Origin of the sequence: Emticicia sp. 21SJ11W-3 (assembly GCF_024138715.1) — a bacterium.
GTDB lineage: Bacteria > Bacteroidota > Bacteroidia > Cytophagales > Spirosomataceae > Emticicia > Emticicia fluvialis.
Window position 1 is genome coordinate 4,599,209 of record NZ_CP092074.1, and the last position, 20,623, is coordinate 4,619,831.

Annotated in this window: 17 protein-coding genes; 4 read left to right on the forward strand and 13 right to left on the reverse strand. The window is 42.6% G+C overall.

The window, feature by feature from the left end:
* Positions 1–8: 8 nt before the first annotated feature.
* Positions 9–1,874, reverse strand: a complete 1,866-nt coding sequence (locus MB380_RS19445; RefSeq protein ID WP_253530361.1) for a glycogen/starch synthase — start codon at positions 1,872–1,874, stop codon at positions 9–11.
* Between the two features lie 177 nt (positions 1,875–2,051).
* On the opposite strand from MB380_RS19445, the gene MB380_RS19450 reads away from it, so the two are divergent.
* The 3 genes from MB380_RS19450 to MB380_RS19460 all read left to right on the forward strand — a co-directional run bounded on the left by MB380_RS19450 (position 2,052) and on the right by MB380_RS19460 (position 4,823).
* On the forward strand, positions 2,052–2,957 hold the full coding sequence (locus MB380_RS19450; RefSeq protein WP_253530363.1) for a DMT family transporter: 906 nt from the start codon (positions 2,052–2,054) through the stop codon (positions 2,955–2,957).
* Between the two features lie 87 nt (positions 2,958–3,044).
* Positions 3,045–3,962, forward strand: a complete 918-nt coding sequence (locus MB380_RS19455) for a hypothetical protein (RefSeq protein WP_253530364.1) — start codon at positions 3,045–3,047, stop codon at positions 3,960–3,962.
* A 75-nt stretch (positions 3,963–4,037) separates the two neighbouring features.
* The gene (locus MB380_RS19460; RefSeq protein WP_253530367.1) at positions 4,038–4,823 is read left to right on the forward strand and encodes a hypothetical protein; all 786 of its coding nucleotides are present in this window, start codon (positions 4,038–4,040) and stop codon (positions 4,821–4,823) included.
* A 162-nt stretch (positions 4,824–4,985) separates the two neighbouring features.
* Here MB380_RS19460 and atpG read toward each other — a convergent pair whose 3' ends face one another.
* The 3 genes from atpG to MB380_RS19475 all read right to left on the reverse strand — a co-directional run bounded on the left by atpG (position 4,986) and on the right by MB380_RS19475 (position 9,091).
* Entirely contained in the window at positions 4,986–5,870 is an 885-nt protein-coding gene (atpG, locus tag MB380_RS19465; protein WP_253530372.1) for an ATP synthase F1 subunit gamma, read from the reverse strand.
* 55 nt (positions 5,871–5,925) lie between these two features.
* Complete coding sequence (gene atpA / locus MB380_RS19470) at positions 5,926–7,500, reverse strand: F0F1 ATP synthase subunit alpha (protein WP_253530376.1); 1,575 nt, start codon at positions 7,498–7,500, stop codon at positions 5,926–5,928.
* A gap of 337 nt (positions 7,501–7,837) precedes the next feature.
* Positions 7,838–9,091 carry a PQQ-dependent sugar dehydrogenase gene (locus tag MB380_RS19475; RefSeq protein WP_409014714.1) on the reverse strand — a complete coding sequence of 418 codons (1,254 nt, stop codon included), beginning with the start codon at positions 9,089–9,091 and terminating at the stop codon, positions 7,838–7,840.
* A 226-nt stretch (positions 9,092–9,317) separates the two neighbouring features.
* Here MB380_RS19475 and MB380_RS19480 point away from each other — a divergent pair, with 226 nt between their 5' ends.
* Entirely contained in the window at positions 9,318–10,319 is a 1,002-nt protein-coding gene (locus MB380_RS19480) for an SMP-30/gluconolactonase/LRE family protein (RefSeq protein ID WP_253530388.1), read from the forward strand.
* Positions 10,320–10,357: 38 nt separating this feature from the next.
* Here the strand turns inward: MB380_RS19480 and MB380_RS19485 are convergent, their stop codons facing one another.
* From MB380_RS19485 to MB380_RS19525, 9 genes are all read right to left on the reverse strand, one after another.
* Positions 10,358–11,641, reverse strand: a complete 1,284-nt coding sequence (locus MB380_RS19485; protein ID WP_253530391.1) for a pitrilysin family protein — start codon at positions 11,639–11,641, stop codon at positions 10,358–10,360.
* A gap of 121 nt (positions 11,642–11,762) precedes the next feature.
* The gene (ftsZ, locus tag MB380_RS19490; RefSeq protein ID WP_253530394.1) at positions 11,763–13,055 is read right to left on the reverse strand and encodes a cell division protein FtsZ; all 1,293 of its coding nucleotides are present in this window, start codon (positions 13,053–13,055) and stop codon (positions 11,763–11,765) included.
* Positions 13,056–13,254: 199 nt separating this feature from the next.
* Positions 13,255–14,676: a cell division protein FtsA gene (gene ftsA / locus MB380_RS19495; RefSeq protein WP_253530397.1), complete on the reverse strand. Its 1,422-nt coding sequence runs from the start codon at positions 14,674–14,676 to the stop codon at positions 13,255–13,257.
* Positions 14,677–14,747: 71 nt separating this feature from the next.
* Entirely contained in the window at positions 14,748–15,515 is a 768-nt protein-coding gene (locus MB380_RS19500) for a cell division protein FtsQ/DivIB (RefSeq protein WP_253530400.1), read from the reverse strand.
* Positions 15,516–15,581: 66 nt separating this feature from the next.
* Positions 15,582–16,358, reverse strand: coding sequence for a GNAT family N-acetyltransferase (locus tag MB380_RS19505; protein ID WP_253530411.1), 777 nt, complete (start codon positions 16,356–16,358; stop codon positions 15,582–15,584).
* A 24-nt stretch (positions 16,359–16,382) separates the two neighbouring features.
* Positions 16,383–17,483, reverse strand: coding sequence for an undecaprenyldiphospho-muramoylpentapeptide beta-N-acetylglucosaminyltransferase (gene murG, locus MB380_RS19510; RefSeq protein ID WP_253530422.1), 1,101 nt, complete (start codon positions 17,481–17,483; stop codon positions 16,383–16,385).
* Positions 17,484–17,522: 39 nt separating this feature from the next.
* On the reverse strand, positions 17,523–18,701 hold the full coding sequence (locus MB380_RS19515) for an FtsW/RodA/SpoVE family cell cycle protein (RefSeq protein WP_253530425.1): 1,179 nt from the start codon (positions 18,699–18,701) through the stop codon (positions 17,523–17,525).
* Between the two features lie 308 nt (positions 18,702–19,009).
* Positions 19,010–19,339 (reverse strand): large conductance mechanosensitive channel protein MscL, encoded by a 330-nt coding sequence (gene mscL, locus MB380_RS19520; RefSeq protein WP_101724470.1) that lies wholly within the window; start codon positions 19,337–19,339, stop codon positions 19,010–19,012.
* 29 nt (positions 19,340–19,368) lie between these two features.
* Positions 19,369–20,367 carry a DUF3078 domain-containing protein gene (locus MB380_RS19525; protein WP_253530428.1) on the reverse strand — a complete coding sequence of 333 codons (999 nt, stop codon included), beginning with the start codon at positions 20,365–20,367 and terminating at the stop codon, positions 19,369–19,371.
* Positions 20,368–20,623: the final 256 nt, after the last annotated feature.

The window sequence follows — 20,623 nt, forward strand, 5'->3', positions numbered from 1 at the left end:
CTTTCTGTTTATAGCCTGGTAACACCTTTACGTTTAAGTGCCAGGTCATGAGCGGTGTCGTAATAGGACCGAAGATTGGTCCAGTCAAATATCTCAGAGATATTCTCTACTCTGTTACGCTGCATAATGCGGTCGCGGCGATTCATGGTTACGAAATTAAACATGATATCTGCCAGTTGGTCAGCCGCATCGTCATAGGCTTTAGTCCGGCGGTTTACCACATATACCCCAACACTTTCATAATCTCTCATTAACTGAATCATGAAATCACCGAAGCCGGATAAATCGCTTGTTACCGTCGGAATACCCCTCACGACGCATTCAAGTGGTGTATAACCCCAAGGCTCATAATAGCTCGGGAAAACCCCCAGATGACAGCCACGTACAAACTGGCTGTATTCCATACCAAAAAGCGGATTGGTAGGAGAAATAAAATCAGGGTGATATACAAATTTTACACGGTCTTGCTGATGATTCTGCAGGTTTGTGAATTTCAGATAATCGGTAACCTCGTCTTCCTGCTTTAACAAGTGTGTAACCGTATGTGGCAACTTCTTCGTTCTCCAGGTCTGTATGGTCCGTCTTAATCTCAGTCGCCAGTATTCATCAACAAAATCGTTCAGGTCTGGCAGATTAGGGTTCTCGTTAGCAGCAGAGGCATGAAAAAGGTTCTCGCCCACCTGCTTTTCAATGGCCTCGCAGGTTTCTCTGATTTCTTCCATTACGGCTCTTGACTGCAGCACTTCAGGATTAATAGAATAAACCGGATTTTTAGTAATGATAAACATAACCACGGTTGTATCAACCCCAGACTGAACCAACTTAAAGTTTAGCCTTTTAAGTGCTTCAAGGGTTATGTCATAGCCCTTGTTTCTGAACTCATAACGCCCCGAAGTAAAGAAGTACAAAGTATTGTCGAGGTCCCAGCTATAACTCTGAAAAAAGTGCCCCATTACAAACTGGTGTATTTTCTCTTTGTATTTCAGATGCAGATTCTGAAACTCATGGGTGGCTGCAAAACGGGTAACATTCAGCCCATTGGGCAGAATCAGGTCGCAGCTTCTGCCAAAAAACACCTCGCATTCTTTGGCTGTTACATCGCTAACGGTTGTAAGCACATGGCTTTTCTGTGCAGCCAGCCGCTCTATTTTGGCCTGTGCATATATACCGTAGTGATGTGCCTCATGCTCCCAGTTATAGTAAGGCAACCGCTCATAGAAGTTCGGCTCGTTTCCGGCAATATAGCGCCCCAGCATTGTGGCATGGGTAGTAAACACGGTAGACACCGGCACGTTGTCTGTCCTTATATCTATAAGGGCTGTTGCCACCATCCATTCATGAAAGTGCGCAACGATATCATTTTTATGGCCGTAGGCTTCGCCAAATTCGGTCAGAAATACCTTAATCATTTCGCCGAGGGCAATCACCTGGTCAACCAGAGGCTCGGCATTTATGGTAGAAATCTGGTGCCTGTTCCAGATATTATGCTTTAAATCGTTGGCTTTATATAAAAGGTTCTTGAAATCAAGCAAAACAATTTTGGGTTTTCCGGTTACCAGCCAGCGTCCATAATGCGCCTCAAAACCCAGTTCACGCATTCTTTTAACTGTCTTACCAAAATATGATTCATCAAGGTCATCAATAGGCTCAAATTCAACTACCGCCGTATTCTGAAAATACGGTCCTATTAAACAATAATTTTCTCCCCATTCTTCTACCATAGATGGCACCTTAGAACGGATTACCGTATAAATCCCACCTACCTGATTACATACCTCCCAGGCTATTTCTATCAATAATGGTTTTTTCTGCTCACGTGGTTGAATACTAACTGTTTCTTCTGACTCTTTTCTTAGTTTTTTGGACGTTACCATGTGGGTTATTTATTTAATCAATTCCGAACAGGTGAATTATGCAATAATTTTTAATAATTACAATAAATTGTTTAACTTTTCAAATATGCTTGAACTAAAAACAGAATCAGTACGTAAAAATGAAAAGCAAAACTATCATTTTTACCATTTGAGATGTCATAAGACAGGTTATTTTTTATGTCAGACCGCACAAAGTATCTGATTGGCGCGTTAATGGTTTTTGGAGCGGCTTTCGGCTTTGCCCTTAAGGGCATTTTTATTAAATCTGCTTATCGCTATGGTATCGATTCCATTTCGCTTCTTGCTCTCAGGTTTCTGTTTTCTGCCCCGTTTTATCTGGTAACTATTTTTCGTACGCGCGTTACAGAAGTGGCACACCCGGTTATACCTCTTAAAATTTGGTGCCAGGTGGTTCTCATAGGCTTTACCGGCTATTATGTGTCTGCCTATGTTAATTTTCTTGGTCTTGAATACATCTCTGCCAGCCTTGAGCGTATCCTGCTTTTTATTTATCCTACCTTTGTTTTATTGATTAACTCATTTCTGGTTAAAAGAAAAGTAAACCGCCTGCAATGGCTGGCATTGCTCATTACTTATGCAGGTATAATAGTGGCGTTTACCAGGCATTTTCAGGCACATCAGCAAAAAAACATAGCATTGGGGGCATTTCTGGTTATTCTGAGTGGTCTTACGTACTCGTTCTACTTAGTAGGTAGCGACAAGCTGATTGGAAAACTGGGCACCGCACGCTTTACCTCCTGGGCCATGCTATCTGCGCTGGTACCCACTCTTATACACAGCTATATTTACAACGGCCTTGATATATTCGGTTTTTCGGCACCGGTTTATCTGATTTCCATATCTATGGCTATTTTTTCAACAGTACTACCCACATTTTTGTTTTCGGCGGGTATCAAACGGGTTGGTTCCGGCAACGCCTCAATTATAGCCAGCATAGGGCCTATCTTTACCATTATACTGGCCACTGCTTTTCTGAATGAACCCGTCTGGCTTGAACAGATAATAGGTACGGCACTGGTGCTGGCAGGGGTTTTTCTGATAAGCTGGAAAGGCGAAAAGTAAAACCGGGGTGTTTGCTGATAATTATTTTATAGAGATTCGTCAATTTATTTCTTAAGTTTGACGCTCGTTCATGCAAAACTATTGATTATGAAAATTTCGTGCTTTGTGCTGGCAATACTGGTGTTTCTGCAATCATGCAGCAAAGAAAAAACAGATTCACAACAACCTTATGACGACATTAATTTCAGAACCTACTGGAATCCGGGTACTGCTGAAATCAACAGCTATGCTTTGCAGGAAGCCCAATTCGGTAACCTGAATAATGGCGAGGCGATTATGGTTTTCAGCACCGAAGATTTCAGAAAAGACAAGCACGTAAAGCTGGAAACAGAAGATAAAGAGAAAGCAGTAAAAGTACTGAAACTCAACTTTATTAAGAGATTTGTTACGGGTATTCATGATTTCTCTTTATACACATCGGTATTTACGCCTGTACAAACCCAGGAGTACCCTTCTACACTTAAGGTTTCTAACACTAATCAGGACTGGAGCGGGCAAACTTTTCTACAACTCAATTTTCGCCAGAACGGTTATCAGGTTTTGGGTAAATCTTATTTTGATGAAGAAATAGAAGATGATTATCATATAGACAAAGCAGTGCTGGAAGACGAACTCTGGACGCGCGTACGCATGAACCCCCTGAAACAGTTACCGGTTGGTAAAGTTATTCTGGTGCCGGGTTTATCTTCACTGCGGCTGAGACGCGAAAAACCGGCACCAGCCATTGCCGATGTTACGCTGCAACCTTACAGGGGCGACTCAACCTTCAGGGGTGATTCTTTGTACGCCTACAAGGTAAAGTATGTTGAAAGCAAAAGAAGCATCAGCATTATATTTGAGAAGAATTTCCCGCATAAAATTGCCGGCTGGGAAGAGAGCTACCTAGCTAACAACAAGGTGCTTACCAGCAGAGGTATTCTGAAGGGCTCCATTCAGAACCCATTCTGGCAGAAAAACATGCCATCTGACACCGTATATAGAAAAAAGTTAAATTTGAAGTATTGATTTCATACTTTTGTTTTGTATTTTTCGTTCAAGGTTCTGAATTATGAAAATATTCTGGAACAAAACCCCATTTTGATGAAAAAGCCTCCGGTTACTTATTTTTTGCTTACTTTTCTGTTTTTAGTTCCTTCTCTTTTTTCCTGCGGAGATAAAGAAACCCAAAAAACTGATAATCAAACCAATAGCCCCATTGTACATACCCTGATTTTTATTGATAAAACGGCAAGTGTAGACGTAAAAAAAGCCTTTGTGGCACAAAAGTATCAACAGACACTTACGTCTATTATAGAGCAGAATTTCAGAAAAGCAGGCGATACCTTTGAGATATATTATATACACGAAAACACATCGAAAGGCCGCACTTTGTCTCTTACCTGCCGCACTGAAATGGAAGACACAGAAGGTGTAAATGCCACTGATATGGAGGCCATCAAGACAGCCTACGACTTGTCAATCCGTAAAGAAAGAAACTTTGTTATTCAGCAATCTTTAAACAGGTTGAAAACACAGAATGATAACGCATCAAATCTGGAAACCAATATTACTGCCAGCATACCGGTTATTGCGCGCCTGGCCGAAAGCCCGGGTATTACGAAAGTTTATTACCTGAGCGACATGGTAGAGAGCGTAAAGAATGGCAGGGATTTTCAGGTGAGCCCGCCTAAAGATGAAGCACAGGCCGAAGAATGGGCCAAAGTTGATGCTGAAAAGCTAAAAAACTACCAGCTGAACGGACCCGACATTTCAATGATTCTGCCGTTTGAGCCTACCAGTTCTTCTAAAGAGAATAACCCCACCGTTACTTACTATTGGCAAAAGCTGTTTGAACAACTGGGCGTAATGAATGTAACTGAAATGTAATAACCTTCCATTAGCGCCTGTAATGGCAATTACTATAGCATTGGTTAAATGCTGGGTTTCTACGGCCTAAAAGTTTATAACAGCTAACCAGGCATGCAATAAAACAAAAAATGGCGAGCCGTCTGGCTCACCATTTTCATTTGTATATCTGCTTATATTAAATTAATCTCCTTTCAAAGCTTCGGCACCACCCACAATCTCCAGAATCTCTTTGGTAATTGCGGCCTGACGGCTACGGTTGTACTCAATTTTCAAAGAGCGCAACAACTCGTTGGCATTGTCTGTTGCTTTGTCCATGGCTGTCATACGAGCGCCATGCTCTGATGCGTTCGATTCCAACACAGCCTTAAATAACTGCATTTTAATGGCCTTTGGTATCAGTTCCAAAACAATCTCTTCTTCTGAAGGCTCAAAAATGTAATCAATCTTGCTGGCTGCTGATTCATCAGCTTTTTTATCAACCAACGGAAGCATCTGTTCAACTCTGATGATTTGAGTAGCAACGTTTTTAAACTCGTTATAAACAAGCTCCACAACATCGTACTTCCCTTCTTCAAAGGCTGTCATGATTGATTCTGCAGCTGAACGTGCATGCGCAAAATTCAGGTTCTGGAAGATAGTCATGAATGATTCGTTCACTTTATAACTGCGACGAGCCAGTGCTTCACCACCTTTTTTACCCAGTGCCAGAATCTCAACATTACCTTTAGCTGCCTGAGAAGCATACTTTTCATTAATAACAGCCAAAGCTGCTTTAATGATATTTGAATTAAATGCACCGCAAAGACCTCTGTCTGATGTAACCAGAACAACCAGAACTTTCTCTACCGCACGTACACTGGTATAAGGGCTGGTAGCGCCTACTTCAGTATTGGCTGATACGGTAGCAATCAGTTCGTTAAGCTTGGTAGCATACGGACGCATCTGAAGGATAGCATCTTGCGCTCTGCGTAACTTAGCTGCAGACACCATTTTCATGGCTTTTGTAATCTGCGTCGTTGAGTTTACCGAGACAATTCTATTTCTTACTTCTTTTAATGAAGGCATCTTTATAAAAAATTAAGAATGAAGAGAGAGAGAACCCACTCTTCATTCTATATTATTATGCATATTTTTCAGCTAATTCTTTACCAACTTTCTTGATGGTATCGGCGGCGTCATCCAGCTTTCCGGCTGCAAGCGCTTTCAAAACCTCAGGATTCTGTGCTTTCAACAGGGTAACAAACTCATCTTCGTATTCTTTTACTCTGTTTACCGGAACTTTGTCTAACACACCATTGATCGAAGCATAGATGATAGCCACCTGCTCAGCAACCGGCGATGGAGAGAACTGCCCTTGTTTCAGGATTTCCTGGTTACGACGGCCACGTTCGATAGTCAATTTGGTAGCGGCGTCAAGGTCTGAACCAAACTTGGCGAAGGCTTCCAACTCGCGGAACTGCGCCTGGTCTAGTTTCAGGGTACCTGCTACTTTTTTCATTGATTTGATCTGAGCATTACCACCCACGCGTGATACCGAGATACCTACGTTGATAGCAGGACGGATACCGGCGTTGAAAAGGTTTGACTCAAGGAATATCTGACCGTCAGTAATTGAAATTACGTTGGTAGGGATATAAGCAGACACGTCGCCGGCCTGTGTTTCAATAATTGGAAGCGCCGTTAATGAACCGCCACCTTTCACTTTACCTTTCAATGACGGAGGCAGGTCGTTCATATCTTGCGCAATTGAATCATTGGCATTGATTTTAGCGGCACGCTCCAGCAAACGGCTGTGAAGATAGAAAACGTCTCCAGGATAAGCCTCACGTCCCGGAGGGCGACGAAGCAACAATGACACCTCGCGGTAAGCAACAGCTTGTTTCGACAAGTCATCATACACAACCAATGCCGGACGACCGGTGTCACGGAAATACTCACCAATAGCGGCACCGGTAAACGGCGCAAAGAACTGCATTGGAGATGGGTCTGAAGCACCGGCAGCTACAACTACTGTGTAATCCATGGCGCCGTATTTACGAAGGGTTTGCTCAACCGCTTTGATGGTTGATGCTTTCTGGCCGCAAGCTACATAAATACAGAATACAGGTTCGCCTTTGTCATAAAACTCTTTCTGGTTAATGATGGCATCAATACAAACCGCGGTTTTTCCGGTCTGACGGTCACCAATTACCAACTCACGTTGTCCGCGTCCAATCGGAATCATCGCATCAATCGCTTTAATACCAGTTTGAAGCGGCTCAGTTACAGGCTGACGATAGATAACACCGGGGGCTTTACGCTCCAAAGGCATTTCGAAAGTTTCACCCTGAATCGGGCCGTTACCATCAATTGGTTCAGCCAATGTATTTACAACACGCCCAATGATACCGTCACCTACTTTCACCGAAGCGATTTCGCCGGTACGTTTAACGGTTGCACCTTCTTTAATTCCTGTTGCGTCTCCTAAAAGTACTGCTCCTACGTTATCTTCTTCAAGGTTAAGTGCTAGTGCTTTTAAACCGTTTTCAAAAGCCAACAATTCACCGGCCTGTACTTTTGATAAACCATATATACGTGCCACACCGTCTCCGATTTGTAGCACTGTACCTACTTCTTCGAGTTCCGCTTCGGTTTTTGAACCTGCTAGTTGTTCACGCAGAATAGCCGAAACTTCATCTGGTCTAACTGATGCCATATTTATTTTGATGAGTTTTTAAATGTAGATCCGAAAATAGGTAGTACACCTTCATTTTTCGGGTGCAAAAGTACTACACAATTTTCACAATTCCGATGTTTTTGGCAAAAAAAGACAAAAAAGGTAGGACTATTTTTAGAAAACCACCTAAAAGGCCTCTGCAAGCCCCAATTTGCCCGCTTTTACTGCTCACAGACATGTATTTTTACACTGGTTTTCAGCTCAAAAAACAACATAAAACGGTGGTTTTCACGAGCTTAGCCAGGTAAGCATATTATTTTGAAAAGCTAAGGGTACGTCTTTAAACATACCCTCAACTGTAAAACTCCTGAGAGGCCTATTTGGCCCCCTTATAACTAATTTTATAGATGGTTCCGCCAAGGTCGTCAGACACATAAATTGAGCCGTCAGGGCCTTGAGCCAGTCCGCAGGGGCGGTGTTGTACCGGGCCGGTTGGTTTAGCCAGGTCAATGCCAGCAAAGTTATCGGCAAAAATCTCCCAGGGGCCAGATGGCTTGCCATTCTTGAAAGGCACAAAAGCCACCATATACCCTTTTTTCAATTCAGGCGATTGGCCATGGAAAGCAACGAATGCTCCATTTTTATACTTAGCCGGAAACGCATTGCCCGTGTAAAACAACAATCCGTTGGGGCCCAGGTGGGCAGGAAACGCAGCAGCAGGATTAATGGCTTTTTCGCCACCAGTCTTTTTGCCGTCGCCGCCGTATTCAGGGCACAAGATTTTCTTTTTCTGAAACTGGTCATAATACACATAAGGCCAGCCGGCATCTGCACCTTCATGTAACTCATACATGGTTTCGGCAGGTAACTTGGTACTCATTTCAGGCGTATAATAATTCGGGAAAGCCTCATGAAACTGGCCCCTGCCGTGCATCATCACAAACAATTTATTGGTTTTGGTGTTCCAGTCAAGCCCTACAACGTTTTTCAGCCCTGTGGCATATTTTACACCATCACTATAAGTCTGGTTCAGTTTATTGGTCTTGAAACGCCAGACTCCGCCAACCGAATCAAGCAATGCACAAGGATAAACACCCTTGTTGGTGCCTTTTTCTTTACAGGTTTCATCTGGTGACCCAACAGAAACATAAATATTACCGTTGTTATCCAGTGCAATGCCTTTGGCTTCGTCGCGGCCTTTGGCAACCAGCCCGGTTACAATCTGTTCCGGGTTGTCAATATTGGTAATTTCGCCGTTGGCATCCAGCTGATAACGATACACTCCGGTGTTAGACGAAGAATACAGGTAGTTGTCTTTAATAACAATACCTGTGCCTTTATAATCTAGCAGGTTTTTCCGGGCATCCAGCTTACCGTCAGCATCAGAGTCGTACAAATAAACAAGACCTTTGCCATCTTTTAGTTTAGAAAGTTTGGCATAAACACCGCCTTTGCCGTTAACAGCTATATGACGGGTAGCGCCGAGGTCGTTACCTAATACAGAAACAGAAAATCCGGCAGGCACTTTAATGGCCGGTGCGGGGGTTTCATCAAAAACAAAGGCAGAAAGTAGAGCCACTCCTGCCACAGCCGTGAGCCATGAGTGAATCCGTGAAATTTTACGCATGATTGAAAGTTTAGATTTTGGTTATGAATTGAATAGGGCCTGTAGCCATCAGACGGCAAATATATAAGTATGCCGATGATTCTTTGTTAATGTTTTATTTATTTTAACTCAATAATCTGATTATGAATAAAGCAGCTAGCGTTCTTGAATCAATCTTTCTTGTGCGGTTTGGTTAGACTTTGCAAAAATTCAATTAAATTCGTTTATCAACCTGTAACTATAGCTTCCTATGAAAACCGTATTACTATTTGCCCTTTTAATAATGATGAACAACCTGACAACAGCGCAACAAAAAACATTGGGAAAGGTGAACCGCCTTGACCCAGCCATTGATAATCTGATAGATAAAGATGCAAAAATTGAGATTCTGAGCGAAGGATACGACTGGGCTGAAGGCCCGGCCTGGGTTAAAGATGGCAATTATCTGTTGTTTTCTGATGTACCCGCCAACACGGTTTATCAATGGAAAGAAGGAGCAGGTGCCAGGCCTTTTCTGAAACCGTCTGGCTATACCGGGCTTGGGGTATATAGTGATGAACCCGGCAGCAATGGCTTAATTATTAATAAAGATGGCATGCTGGTTTCTTGCGAACACGGCGACCGCCGTATCTCAGTAATGCCGCTTAGCATAGGCGGCAAACACACACTGGCCGATAACTACGCGGGTAAGCGTTTCAACAGCCCGAATGATATTGTGCAGAAATCAAACGGCGATTATTATTTTACCGACCCTCCGTATGGTTTGATGAAGAAAGAAAATGACCCGACCCGGGAAACGGAGCTATTCGGCGTTTACAGAAGAGGAACCGACGGGAAAGTTACTTTAATAATAAAAGACCTTACACGCCCTAACGGCCTGGCTTTTTCGCCGGATGAAAAGACTTTGTATGTGGCACAGTCAGACCCCGACAGAGCCTACCTAATGGCCTACCCTGTGCTGGCAGACGGGAAAGTAGGTAAAGGTAAAATTCTGTTTGATACCACTCCTATGGTAAAAGAAGGGTTGCAGGGTTTACCTGACGGACTGAAAATTGATAAAAAAGGGAATATATTCACCACCGGCCCCGGTGGTATTTTGATACTGACGCCGAAAGGAAAGTTGCTGGGCCGCATTGAAACCGGGGTACCCACAGCCAATTGTGCCTGGGGTAATGATGGTTCAACGCTCTATATAACGGCCGATATGTATTTATTGCGGATACAAACCAAAACGGTTGGGGTTGGGTTTTAAAAACAAGGGGCAGGTCTCTCTCTCCTGCCTCTTATCATTTATTTTCCCCCTACTACTACTTCAAATAAATTTTCGGGTTTAAAATAGGTATTGGCCATTTCAAGTACATCCATTGGTGTAACGGCACGTACTTTCTGAATATAATTATCGTAGAAATCGGCTGGTAAATCGTCCAGTATAATTATTTTCTGCCTGTCGGCTATTTCAAAAGGTGTGTTTAACGACCCCACAAAAGACCCAATCATGTAATTTTTGGCGGTTTCAAGCTCTTCTTCTTCTACCGGCACCGTTTGTAGCAGGTTTATTTCCTTTAATATTTCGTCTAAAGTCTGCTGCGTAAATTCTTTCTTTACATCGGTACCCATTACCAGATAACCGCCTTCTTTCTGAGGTACCAGCCCTGACGAAATACCATAGGTAAAGCCTTTTTCTTCGCGGATATTTTTCATGAGTCTGCTGCCAAAATAACCACCGAAAACAGTATTGGTAACCATAAACTTGAAATAATTAGGGTGGGTGCGGCCAAATAACTTTTTGCCCAGGCGAATGGATGACTGCAGGTTTTCGGAGCGTTCAACCAATATGCTTTCGGGATGTGTAATGTTGGCACTGGTATCAATCAAATGCTGATGCTGCTGAAATTCAACCGGGGTTTTGCCCAGGTATCTGTTCAGGGCCTGCACTTCTTCATTACCAAACTTACCAGATATAAATATTTTAAAACCTTTGCCCTTAATATGCTTTTCATAAAAATCTGTAACGTCGTTTCGGGTGATATCGTCTATCAACGCCAGCGTAAGCGATTTACCATAGGGGTGATTAACGCCGTAAATCTGCTCTCTGAACACCTGACCGGCTACATAAGAGCTTTTTTCGAGGTTAATTTTCAGATTCTGCGAGGTAATATTTTTTTGTACCTGCAATTCACTTTCAGGAATTACAGAATCTGTAATCATTTCAAGTAAAAGCGGCAGAAGTTCGGGTAAATGTCTGGTAAGGCCATGTACGGTTATTGTGAGTCTTTCTACGGCCTGGCTTATTTCAAGAAATGCGCCGAAGGAATCAAAATGCTCGCTTATTCCGGTTGCAGTATGCTTAGATGTACCTTCTGAAAGCATTTTTGCTGCAAAGAACGACTCCCCGGTTTTATTCTCAAATCTGCTGCCGGCATCAAAAATTAATTCCAGACGCATTACCGGTTGTTCGCCGGCTTTAATCATGTAAACTGGTATCTGGTTATCGAGCAGTGTTTTTTCAGCTTTCGGGATACTTACCTGTTCTATCGTTTGTGAGGGCGGAGCAATTGTTCGGTCTAATATCATTGATTTATGGGTATAATCTTAACAGTTGTATACAGAAAAAGTAAAACAAATAATGATTCGGGCAGGAATAACATCATTCGTTTTACTTTAACAAACTTAAATATAAATAGATAACAAAAAATTATCTGCTTGATTCCATCATGCCCAACAAATAATCAAGGTCATACTCAAGAACTTTACCACTTTGCCGCAGTTTTTTCACATCCTGTAATTCAATTCCGTTACGGACATAAGTAGGTGTGCTTAAAGCCGGATTCCGGTATCCCTCTCTCATAAAACGCTGAATCATGTTTTTAATTCGTTCACTGTCATCCGTTTTCTGATGCTCAGCCACAGCTGAAACCGCGTTTTTTGTCCTGACAGCCTCTCCGGTTTTCCGCTCCCCGTTTTTGTCTTTCACTTCTGGTTCCTGCGGCTCATTTTCAATTCCCAAATCAAAGCCGGCAGCTACAATTGTTACCCTAACTTTAGACTTCAGGTTTTCGTCAATAGCAAAACCATGCTTGAAAAGCCTTGCCTTGGTCTGAATCTGGCTTTCAATAAACTTGGTAACCAGTGTCTGGTCTGAAAGCTTGATTTTATGCTCGGTGCTATAGGCAATACTTACCAGTACTCTTTGTGCCCCGCCTATACCGTTGCTCTCAAGCAATGGTGACGAAAGCGCCGATTTAATGGCATCTTCGGCCCGTCTTTCTCCCTCTGCCTCTGCTGTACCCATTACAGCCTGACCCGCATTACCTAAAACTTTTTTCACATCGGCAAAGTCAAGGTTTATAATACCCGGCCGTGTAATAAGCTCTGCAATACTTTTTACGCCATTGGCCAGCACATCATCTGCCTTGGCGTAGGCTTCTTCTATATCCATATCGCCGTATTGTTGTTCAAGACGCTCATTCTTGATAATCAGTACGGTATCACTGCAATTTTTAAGTTCTTCAATTCCGGCACGTGCCTGCACAATTTTGTCTTCTCCTTCAAAAGTAAAAGGGTCTGTAACAACGGCAACGGTAAGCAGGCCCATCTCTTTGGCAATGCGCGCTATTACAGGGGCTGCACCTGTACCGGTACCGCCACCCATACCCGCAGTGATGAAAACCATCTCAGTAGGCGCTTTTAATACTTCCCGAATCACTTTTTCGCTTTCTTCAGCAGCCTTTTTACCCATTGCCGCTTCAGTACCGGCACCTAACCCCTTGGTTAGTTCTATGCCAATCTGCAACCTGTGGATACCCGACGGAGCCGATTCAAGCGCCTGCAAATCTGTATTACAAATAACCAGACCAATATCAGTTACACCCAGCTTGTGCATGTGTTTAACGGCATTACAGCCGGCACCACCCACACCAATTACCTTAATGATGTTCTTGAATTTGTTTTTACTTGTAACGATTTCGAAGTCTGGTTCTGGCGACATAATAAGAAAGAATTTATGTAGATTAGGAAAGTATTTTTCAAAGAAATATAAATACTAAGGCAATTGCTTTTGGAAAACAGTTGCTTTAATGTACATCTCTGCCAAATATGGTATCGGTGCGTTTAGCCATTGGCTACAAAGGGCTTTAAATGCCTGATACCAGAAAATATCTGCTCTTTATAAATAATATAATTGAATACTAGTTTGTATAATTTTTGTCGTCTCCCATGTCAATCTTACCAGCTGATGAGACTTTCTTTTTTAACCAGCCAAAGAGACCTCCACTAGTGGGCTCGTCATCCTGTGGCTCTTCTCTTTTTCCGCTATTACGACTCACCGAAGGTGTATCGACGCCATTCATGTAACCGCTTTGTGACTGGCTCTCAGGCAAATCACCCCATATAACCTCTTGCGGTACACGTTCATCGAGCGGCAAAAAGCCTGATAGCACCAGGCCAACAACAGTGGCATACTTGGGGTCGGTGATTTTACTTATCGCACTTTCTCCTATGTTTCTGATAGTGTTGCCTACGCGGATGTTCATGCCATTGGTTACCTGAGCAAACACATCTTTTATCATGGCAATATTAGAGGTACCTCCGGTTAGTACTACACCGCTAATCAACTGCCCATCATAACCCGAATGCATGATCTCGGCCATTACCATGGTGGCTATTTCTTTCAGACGCTCTTCAATGATGATACTCACATTTTGCGCCACAATTTCTTTATCTGGCAGCCCCTCAATACCCGGAATCTTAATTATCTCATTTTTTCCTACCTCATTAGGTGGCACTGCCCCCATAATAAGTTTCAGTTTTTCGGCGTGGTCTGGCAGAATCTGAAAGGCCTTTACCAAATCGTTGGTAATGCTTTTACCGGCAAACGGTATTACGGCAATGTGGCGTAGGCCACTCTCCTGAAAAATAGCAATCTCGGTTGTGTCGCCACCGATGTTAACCACTACCACACCCAGTTTACGGTCAATCTCACTTAACACGGCCATTGCATCGGCCAGGGGTGTAAACAGTGTATGAACTATTTTAAGCGGAATAAATCTGCGGTTGTTCTGTACTTTTACACCCACGCTTTCGATGGTCCGGCGTAAGGCCAGATGCGGGTCATTGGGTGTAGAAACCAAAAAGAAATTGCCACCCAGTATAATGCCAAAACGGCCTACGGGATTATCAGGCACAGTGGTTTTGTCAACTAAAAACTCCTGAGGAAATGTATGGATGATGACGTTACCTGCCGTTGGCCGGAACGATTTCCGGATATCAACTGCTAATCTTTCTATTTCTTCTTTGCGTATGGTACTTCGGCTGTCATTACGTGTAATTGAACTCTGATGTGACCGCCCCTCTACGTTTTCGCCGGATATATTGACAATTACGTTGTTAATATTGATATCGGCCTTGTCAGACAAAACTGTCAGTATACGGTCTATGTCTTTTGCTGTAAACTCAAGATTTACAACCGTGCCATTAGAGACACGACCCCTTTGGGTAGGTTCTTCCACGATGTCAAGAATCTTCACTTTCTCAACACCATCCATTATTCCTGCAACGGCACAAATTTTTGTGCTGCCAATATCAATACCTACTATTACGCCTTTACTCATTTCATTAGTTTTTAGGACATCATTCACTGCTCTTTGCCTTGTGAACGTATTTTCAATGCCGTTTTCATGCATTATTTACAAACCAGTTGCCCGTCATATTTTACACTTACCCGTGTAAATTTATCCCATCCCTGCACAGGCAATATCTGCTTATAGAATATCTTTAGTCTGTTTAATCTGTTCTGAATATTCTCTGGCGCGCCAAACTCAATGGTGTGGTTTCCTAAAAGTGGCACAATACTGATATTACCGGCCTGGTCTATATCCAGCTGGGTAAACTGGGCTTTCAAGAAACTGTCTTCATTAATTAAATTAATAAAGCTCATCAACTTTTGCTGACGTTTTTGCTTTAAACTTGGCAAATTTCGGAAATATTCGCCCGAAAGCAATACAATTCTTGCGGAATATCTTTCAGAGAGCGGGAAAAAGCTGCCCTCATTATCTACATATACATCTTCACGGCCGTCAGAACCAAGAATACGGGCAATGGGTATGTGCTGCTCAATATCAATGTTCAGGTTTCCCTCAATACCTCTAAAAACCTGACAACTCTTGATTTGTTTATTCTTTAAGACTCTTTTTTCAATCTCCTGTAAGTCTATCTCCTTAAAAAGCTTACCCTTCAGTTGGTCGGTACCGTAATTGGTAGCCAGTTCTTCAACTTCGTGTCTGTCAATAAAAAACTGATCGTCGGCGTTTTTGATTTTAACTTCTATTTTCTTGCAGCGGTCAGTTGAAAAAGTATTGCTTGAAAACACGATAAGCGCAACAACCGCTATGATGGCAACACCTGCCATTAGCCACCGGCCGATTTTCATTATGTTTAATTTCTTTTCCATTTCAGGCTGTACTTAAAAATAAGGTTTGCATTGTAGCAGAATCAGTGCTGAGCTGATTCCGGCACTTTAAAGGTTTTTAAGAAACGTATTTCTATCCGGCATTAACTTAAACTGGTCGGCTTCTTTGGCCTCCAGGTCAGTTTTGCATAGTTCCTTAAGGCGCTCCACATCTTTGCTCCACTGGTGGCCGTTAAAATAAGACAGGCCCTTGTGGTCTCTTATTTTATACAAAGCCGAAGGCTTGTAGGCAGTACCCAGATACACATATTTAAGGCCGTTATCTTTTGCCCATCTGATAGCCCGCCACATCATCCATTTGCCTAAAGAGTGGGTACGCATATATTCGGTATCAAAAAATGCAAACCAGTAATGCAGAAAACTGTCACCCATAGCGCCCAGTATAAAGCCTAAGAACTTTCCCTCTGAGGTAAATCTAAGGATATGCGTTCCTGTCTCTCTTGATAATATATACTGCCAGCGTTCAAGGCTCATGTTGTCGTCACCGATTCGCTGCGAAATATAGGCCTGGCAAAAATCAGTAAAGGCGGGGTCGTCCAGGTTAAAGTCTTCTTTTCTGATAACTTCCAACTCTATTCTAAGAGGCTCCACCAGCCTGTTGACCCTGCGGTTTTCTGAGGTATCATCAAAGTTTTCAAGCTCAACTCTCAGGCTTCTGGCCAGATAAAATATATCTCCTTCAATACTCAGATCACCGGTATAGGGTAAAAAACCTTTTTCATAAATTCCGGCCAGCTCTTCCTGTGTTTCTTTCAGGCAATAAATGGCGTAGTCGAAAGTATAATTAGAGTAATCAACTCTGTTTTCAGAAAAGAAAATTTTCATAGGGTGATGGTGTGTCCGGTAATTTTAAATCAAAGCCAGAACTTCTTCTGCTATTTCCTGCCCTGCGTTGGGCTTTCCTAAAGTTTTTATGTTTCTGCTTAATTCGTTCATGGTTTTGGGGTCATCAGCCAGAGCTATCACCTGATCAACCAGTTTTTCTCTCGCCTCTGCATCTTTTACCCACCAGGCGGCATTTGCATTTACCAGGTTTAGCGCATTATGTGTCTGGTGGTCTTCGGCAGCTGCCGGAAACGGCACCAGTATTGACGGCTTGGCCGTAAGACATAACTCAGAAACCGACAAGGCTCCTGCGCGAGACACCACGAGGTCGGCCGCTGCATAAGCCAGATCCATTTCATAAATAAAGTCTGACACATACACACGGCTGGTCTGTAAGGCATCTACTGCCGCCCTGGCTTTATCAATAAACAATTTACCTGTTTGCCAGATAATCTGTAAATCATTTGAAATCAAATCGTTCAACCCCGCCAGTATTGATTCATTAATGGTTCTTGCACCCTGGCTGCCCCCAATAATGAGTAACACCTTCCTGTCGTCGTTCAACTTGAAATACGCCAGCGCCTGTTGGCGTTTAGAGGCTGTTTCGAGGATATCTTTTCTGACAGGGTTACCTGTAAGCACAATTTTTTCTTTCGGAAAAAACCGCTCCATGCCCGGATACGCCACGCATATCTTTCTGGCTTTTTTAGCCAGGTTTTTATTGGTTACGCCTGCAAATGAATTCTGTTCCTGAATCAACGTTGGCACGTTCAGAAAATTGGCCATTATCAAAGTTGGGCCGCTTGCATAACCCCCCACGCCAATAGCGGCATCGGGCTTAAAGTCTTTTATTATCTGATAGGTTTTCCATAAGCTGCGCAGCAGCTTAAACGGTAAACCCAGATTGGCCAGCATATTTGAACGGTTAATGCCGGCAATGGGAAGCCCAATAATTTTGTAGCCTGCTTTGGGTACCTTTTCCATTTCCATTTTTCCTTCGGCGCCTACAAACAAGATTTCAATGCCCGGGTCTTTGGCTTTCAACTCATTGGCAATTGCCACCGCAGGGTAGATATGCCCCCCTGTGCCGCCACCAGAAATAATTATTTTTGCGCCTTTGCTCATCCGGAAAATAGCTGTAAATGGTTAGGTTAATACAATAAATCAGGCCACTACTTTGCCCTCATCGTGTTCGCCCTTGGTAACACTCAACACAATACCAATGGCTACTGATGTAAATAAAATGGAGGTACCCCCCATGCTCATCAGAGGTAATGTCTGCCCGGTTACCGGGCCTAGCCCCACATTAATAAACATGTGTACAAATGCCTGAAAAACAATGCTGAACGTTAGGCCAACACATAAAAGCCCGCCAAATGCCCTGTTGGTGTATTCTACATTCTTGAGGCCTCTGTACAATAGCCATAGATACATAAACATAACAAGCACCGCCCCTACAAGACCGTACTCCTCTACTACAATAGCATATATATAGTCAGAAAAAGCATCCGGCAGGTAGTTTCTCTGAAAACTCTTACCCGGGCCAATACCCACTGTCCCACCCCGGGCAATGGCTATCATGGCCTGGTCTCTCTGGTAAGTATCATCTCTGTCGGGGCTACCGATTATTTTGTCGTTATTTAAATCTACTTTGGCAAAAGCTTCAATACGCTCTAAAACCACCTGACCACGGCCAAAATCAATTCCTTTGTTATAAAGAAAAATACTAATGCTCAGCACTATCACAATTGCACTGATTACAAAAGTGGCCATCCGGAAAAGATAACGGCTCGGTACACGACCCACCCACATAATAATGAAACAGGTAATGCCCAGAATAACCGCCGTTGAAAAGTTGGTTACTGCCAGCATTCCACATAACAGGCCGCACCAGAAAATAAGACCCAACAGCGTTTTAGGATTATACTCCACATTTTGTCGGCGGGCCAGCATGGCAGCCAGATTGGTGATAAGCACCAACCGAACCAGATCTGACGACTGAAAAGACACCCCAAAGATGTTTATCCAGCGTTTGGTACCCCCAACGGTAGTTCCGAAAAAATACGTGTACAACAAAATGATGGGTGTAACCCAGAGCAAAAGTCTTGAAATAACTGCGAAATTGGTATAGTTTATGCGATGCATGAACCAGATAACCATAATTCCCAGCACCAAATGACCCGTATGCGAGAGCAGGTAACTTTCGGTGTTACCGCCGGCACGTTTATAGGCAAGAGCTGAGCTGGCGCTATAAACCACCAGCATACTGAATAACGATAGCACGGCAATAATAAACCATATTTGCCAGTCGCCACGCAGTTTATCTTTTAACCACGTTTCCATGAAATAACAGAGCGGGTATCCGCAGGATTATAAGGTAAAGCACAAATTAAATTTCGGTAAGGCTATTATAAGCCTAAACTAAAATTCGATAACAAATGTAATTTATTTAGGATTGAAAGAAAAACAAAAATTTTAAATTTTATTAAGGGGCATTTCCGGTGGTTTTTGATACAGATAATACTTTTAATATGCCTGCCAGACTCAATAGCTGATTGAAAAAATAAGGATATACAGACCTTTATAAAAACCAAAAGCTAATCATCATGCCCCCGGTTAAAGGCTGGAAAAAAGCTTAAGAATGCAGAAGATTATTTCGGCTCGGTTAACTTCAGTTTGTTGGCTGCTTTTACAATCAGGAATAGCACCCAGGCTATAATAAAGAAATTAATAACCACACTCAAGAAATTACCGTAGTTAATAACAATGGCAGGAATCTGCTGACCGGCGGCATCAACAGTGGCTTTTTTAAGCACTATGCCCCCTGTAATACCACCACTGGTAAAAACATTGACGATAGGCATAATGATATCTTCAACCAAAGAGGTAGTAATTTTGCCAAAGGCTGCACCAATCACAACTCCAATGGCCAGGTCAAGTACATTGCCTTTGGCAATAAAAGTTCTAAATTCTTGAAACATAATTTTCAGGCGTTTATAAAGTTAAAAATTTACAGTTTAAATAATAACCCGGCAGCAAAGGCCTGGCTTATCTGAAATTTATCTATCTGGTCTTTATCATATATGGCCAGCATCGTGAAATTAAGATTCAGGTATCTGTTTACCTTGGCTGTGGCAATAAGGTTAATGTTATGGTCGATAGTGTTTTTATTGGGCAACAATTTTCTGGTTACATAGGCCTGAAAGGCTTGATAACGGCACTTAAGATTAACGTTTTTTATAATATCTTTATCCAATGAGGCCACCATCTGAAAGCCCATCTCGGTAAGCACTTTTTTACCCGGAGCAATACCGTAGGCATCAGTAGATTTGTTAAACTCAGTAAAATCAGTATAAATTTTATCGTTTAGCACAAATGTATGGCGTAAGGTTGCACCCCCTAACTGCACTAAAAAGTAACTTACCGGCTTGTACTCAACCCCGAAGCCTTCTGACAAATAACCGGGAGCCAGAAACCCTGAAATCGTTCGTCTCTGCTCAGTAGGCAGGCCGTCGTCCTGATACACCACGCCTTTGGCAAACTGTGTTAAGAAGTTGACTGTCCCAAACCAGTTTATTTTAGGATTTAACTTATGCGAATACTTGGTTTCCATAAAAAGACGGTCAATACTTTTGGCCGGTCTCTGGCCTCTGTTATTGACAGTTCCCAGTTGAAACTGAACCTCGCCTGTAAAAGCTCCCTTATTTTTGTAATATTCAGACCTGTTATTAAACAATGCACCGATGCTCCAGTTATTGGTACCCCCACCCTGCCAGTTGTTAAATGACGCCTGACTAAAATTGATACCAAATTGCGCATTTCGCGGTTTCCAGAAACCAATTTTTAGCGAATCTGCCCTGTTTTTTGCTTCTCTCAGTAACTGTTTTTTGTCTTTTATAGTCAGCGTATCATTCGCATTAAAAGCAAGGCTATCATTTTTTATTTTACTTTGCCCGGCCACCTGATAAACCCAAAAAATACAGGCAAATATGGCTATTACTCTTTTCATTTATTCTTTGGTTTTTCAATTAAACGCCATTTGCTTTCAGCGGTATATGTACCGGCAAAAGCAAATAAGCTATCATCTGCAATTATTGGGCAGGCATTTGCCAGAACTAACTACGGGGTTCAGGAGGCTTATCTTAATACGGCTTCCTGAAGATAATTAAACACCTGAAAACGACCGGAAATCTGGTTTTTGACCAATAAAATTGTTGCCAATTTGATTGTATCAAGTTTCAAATATTTCAAGTCTTTTTCAAAAA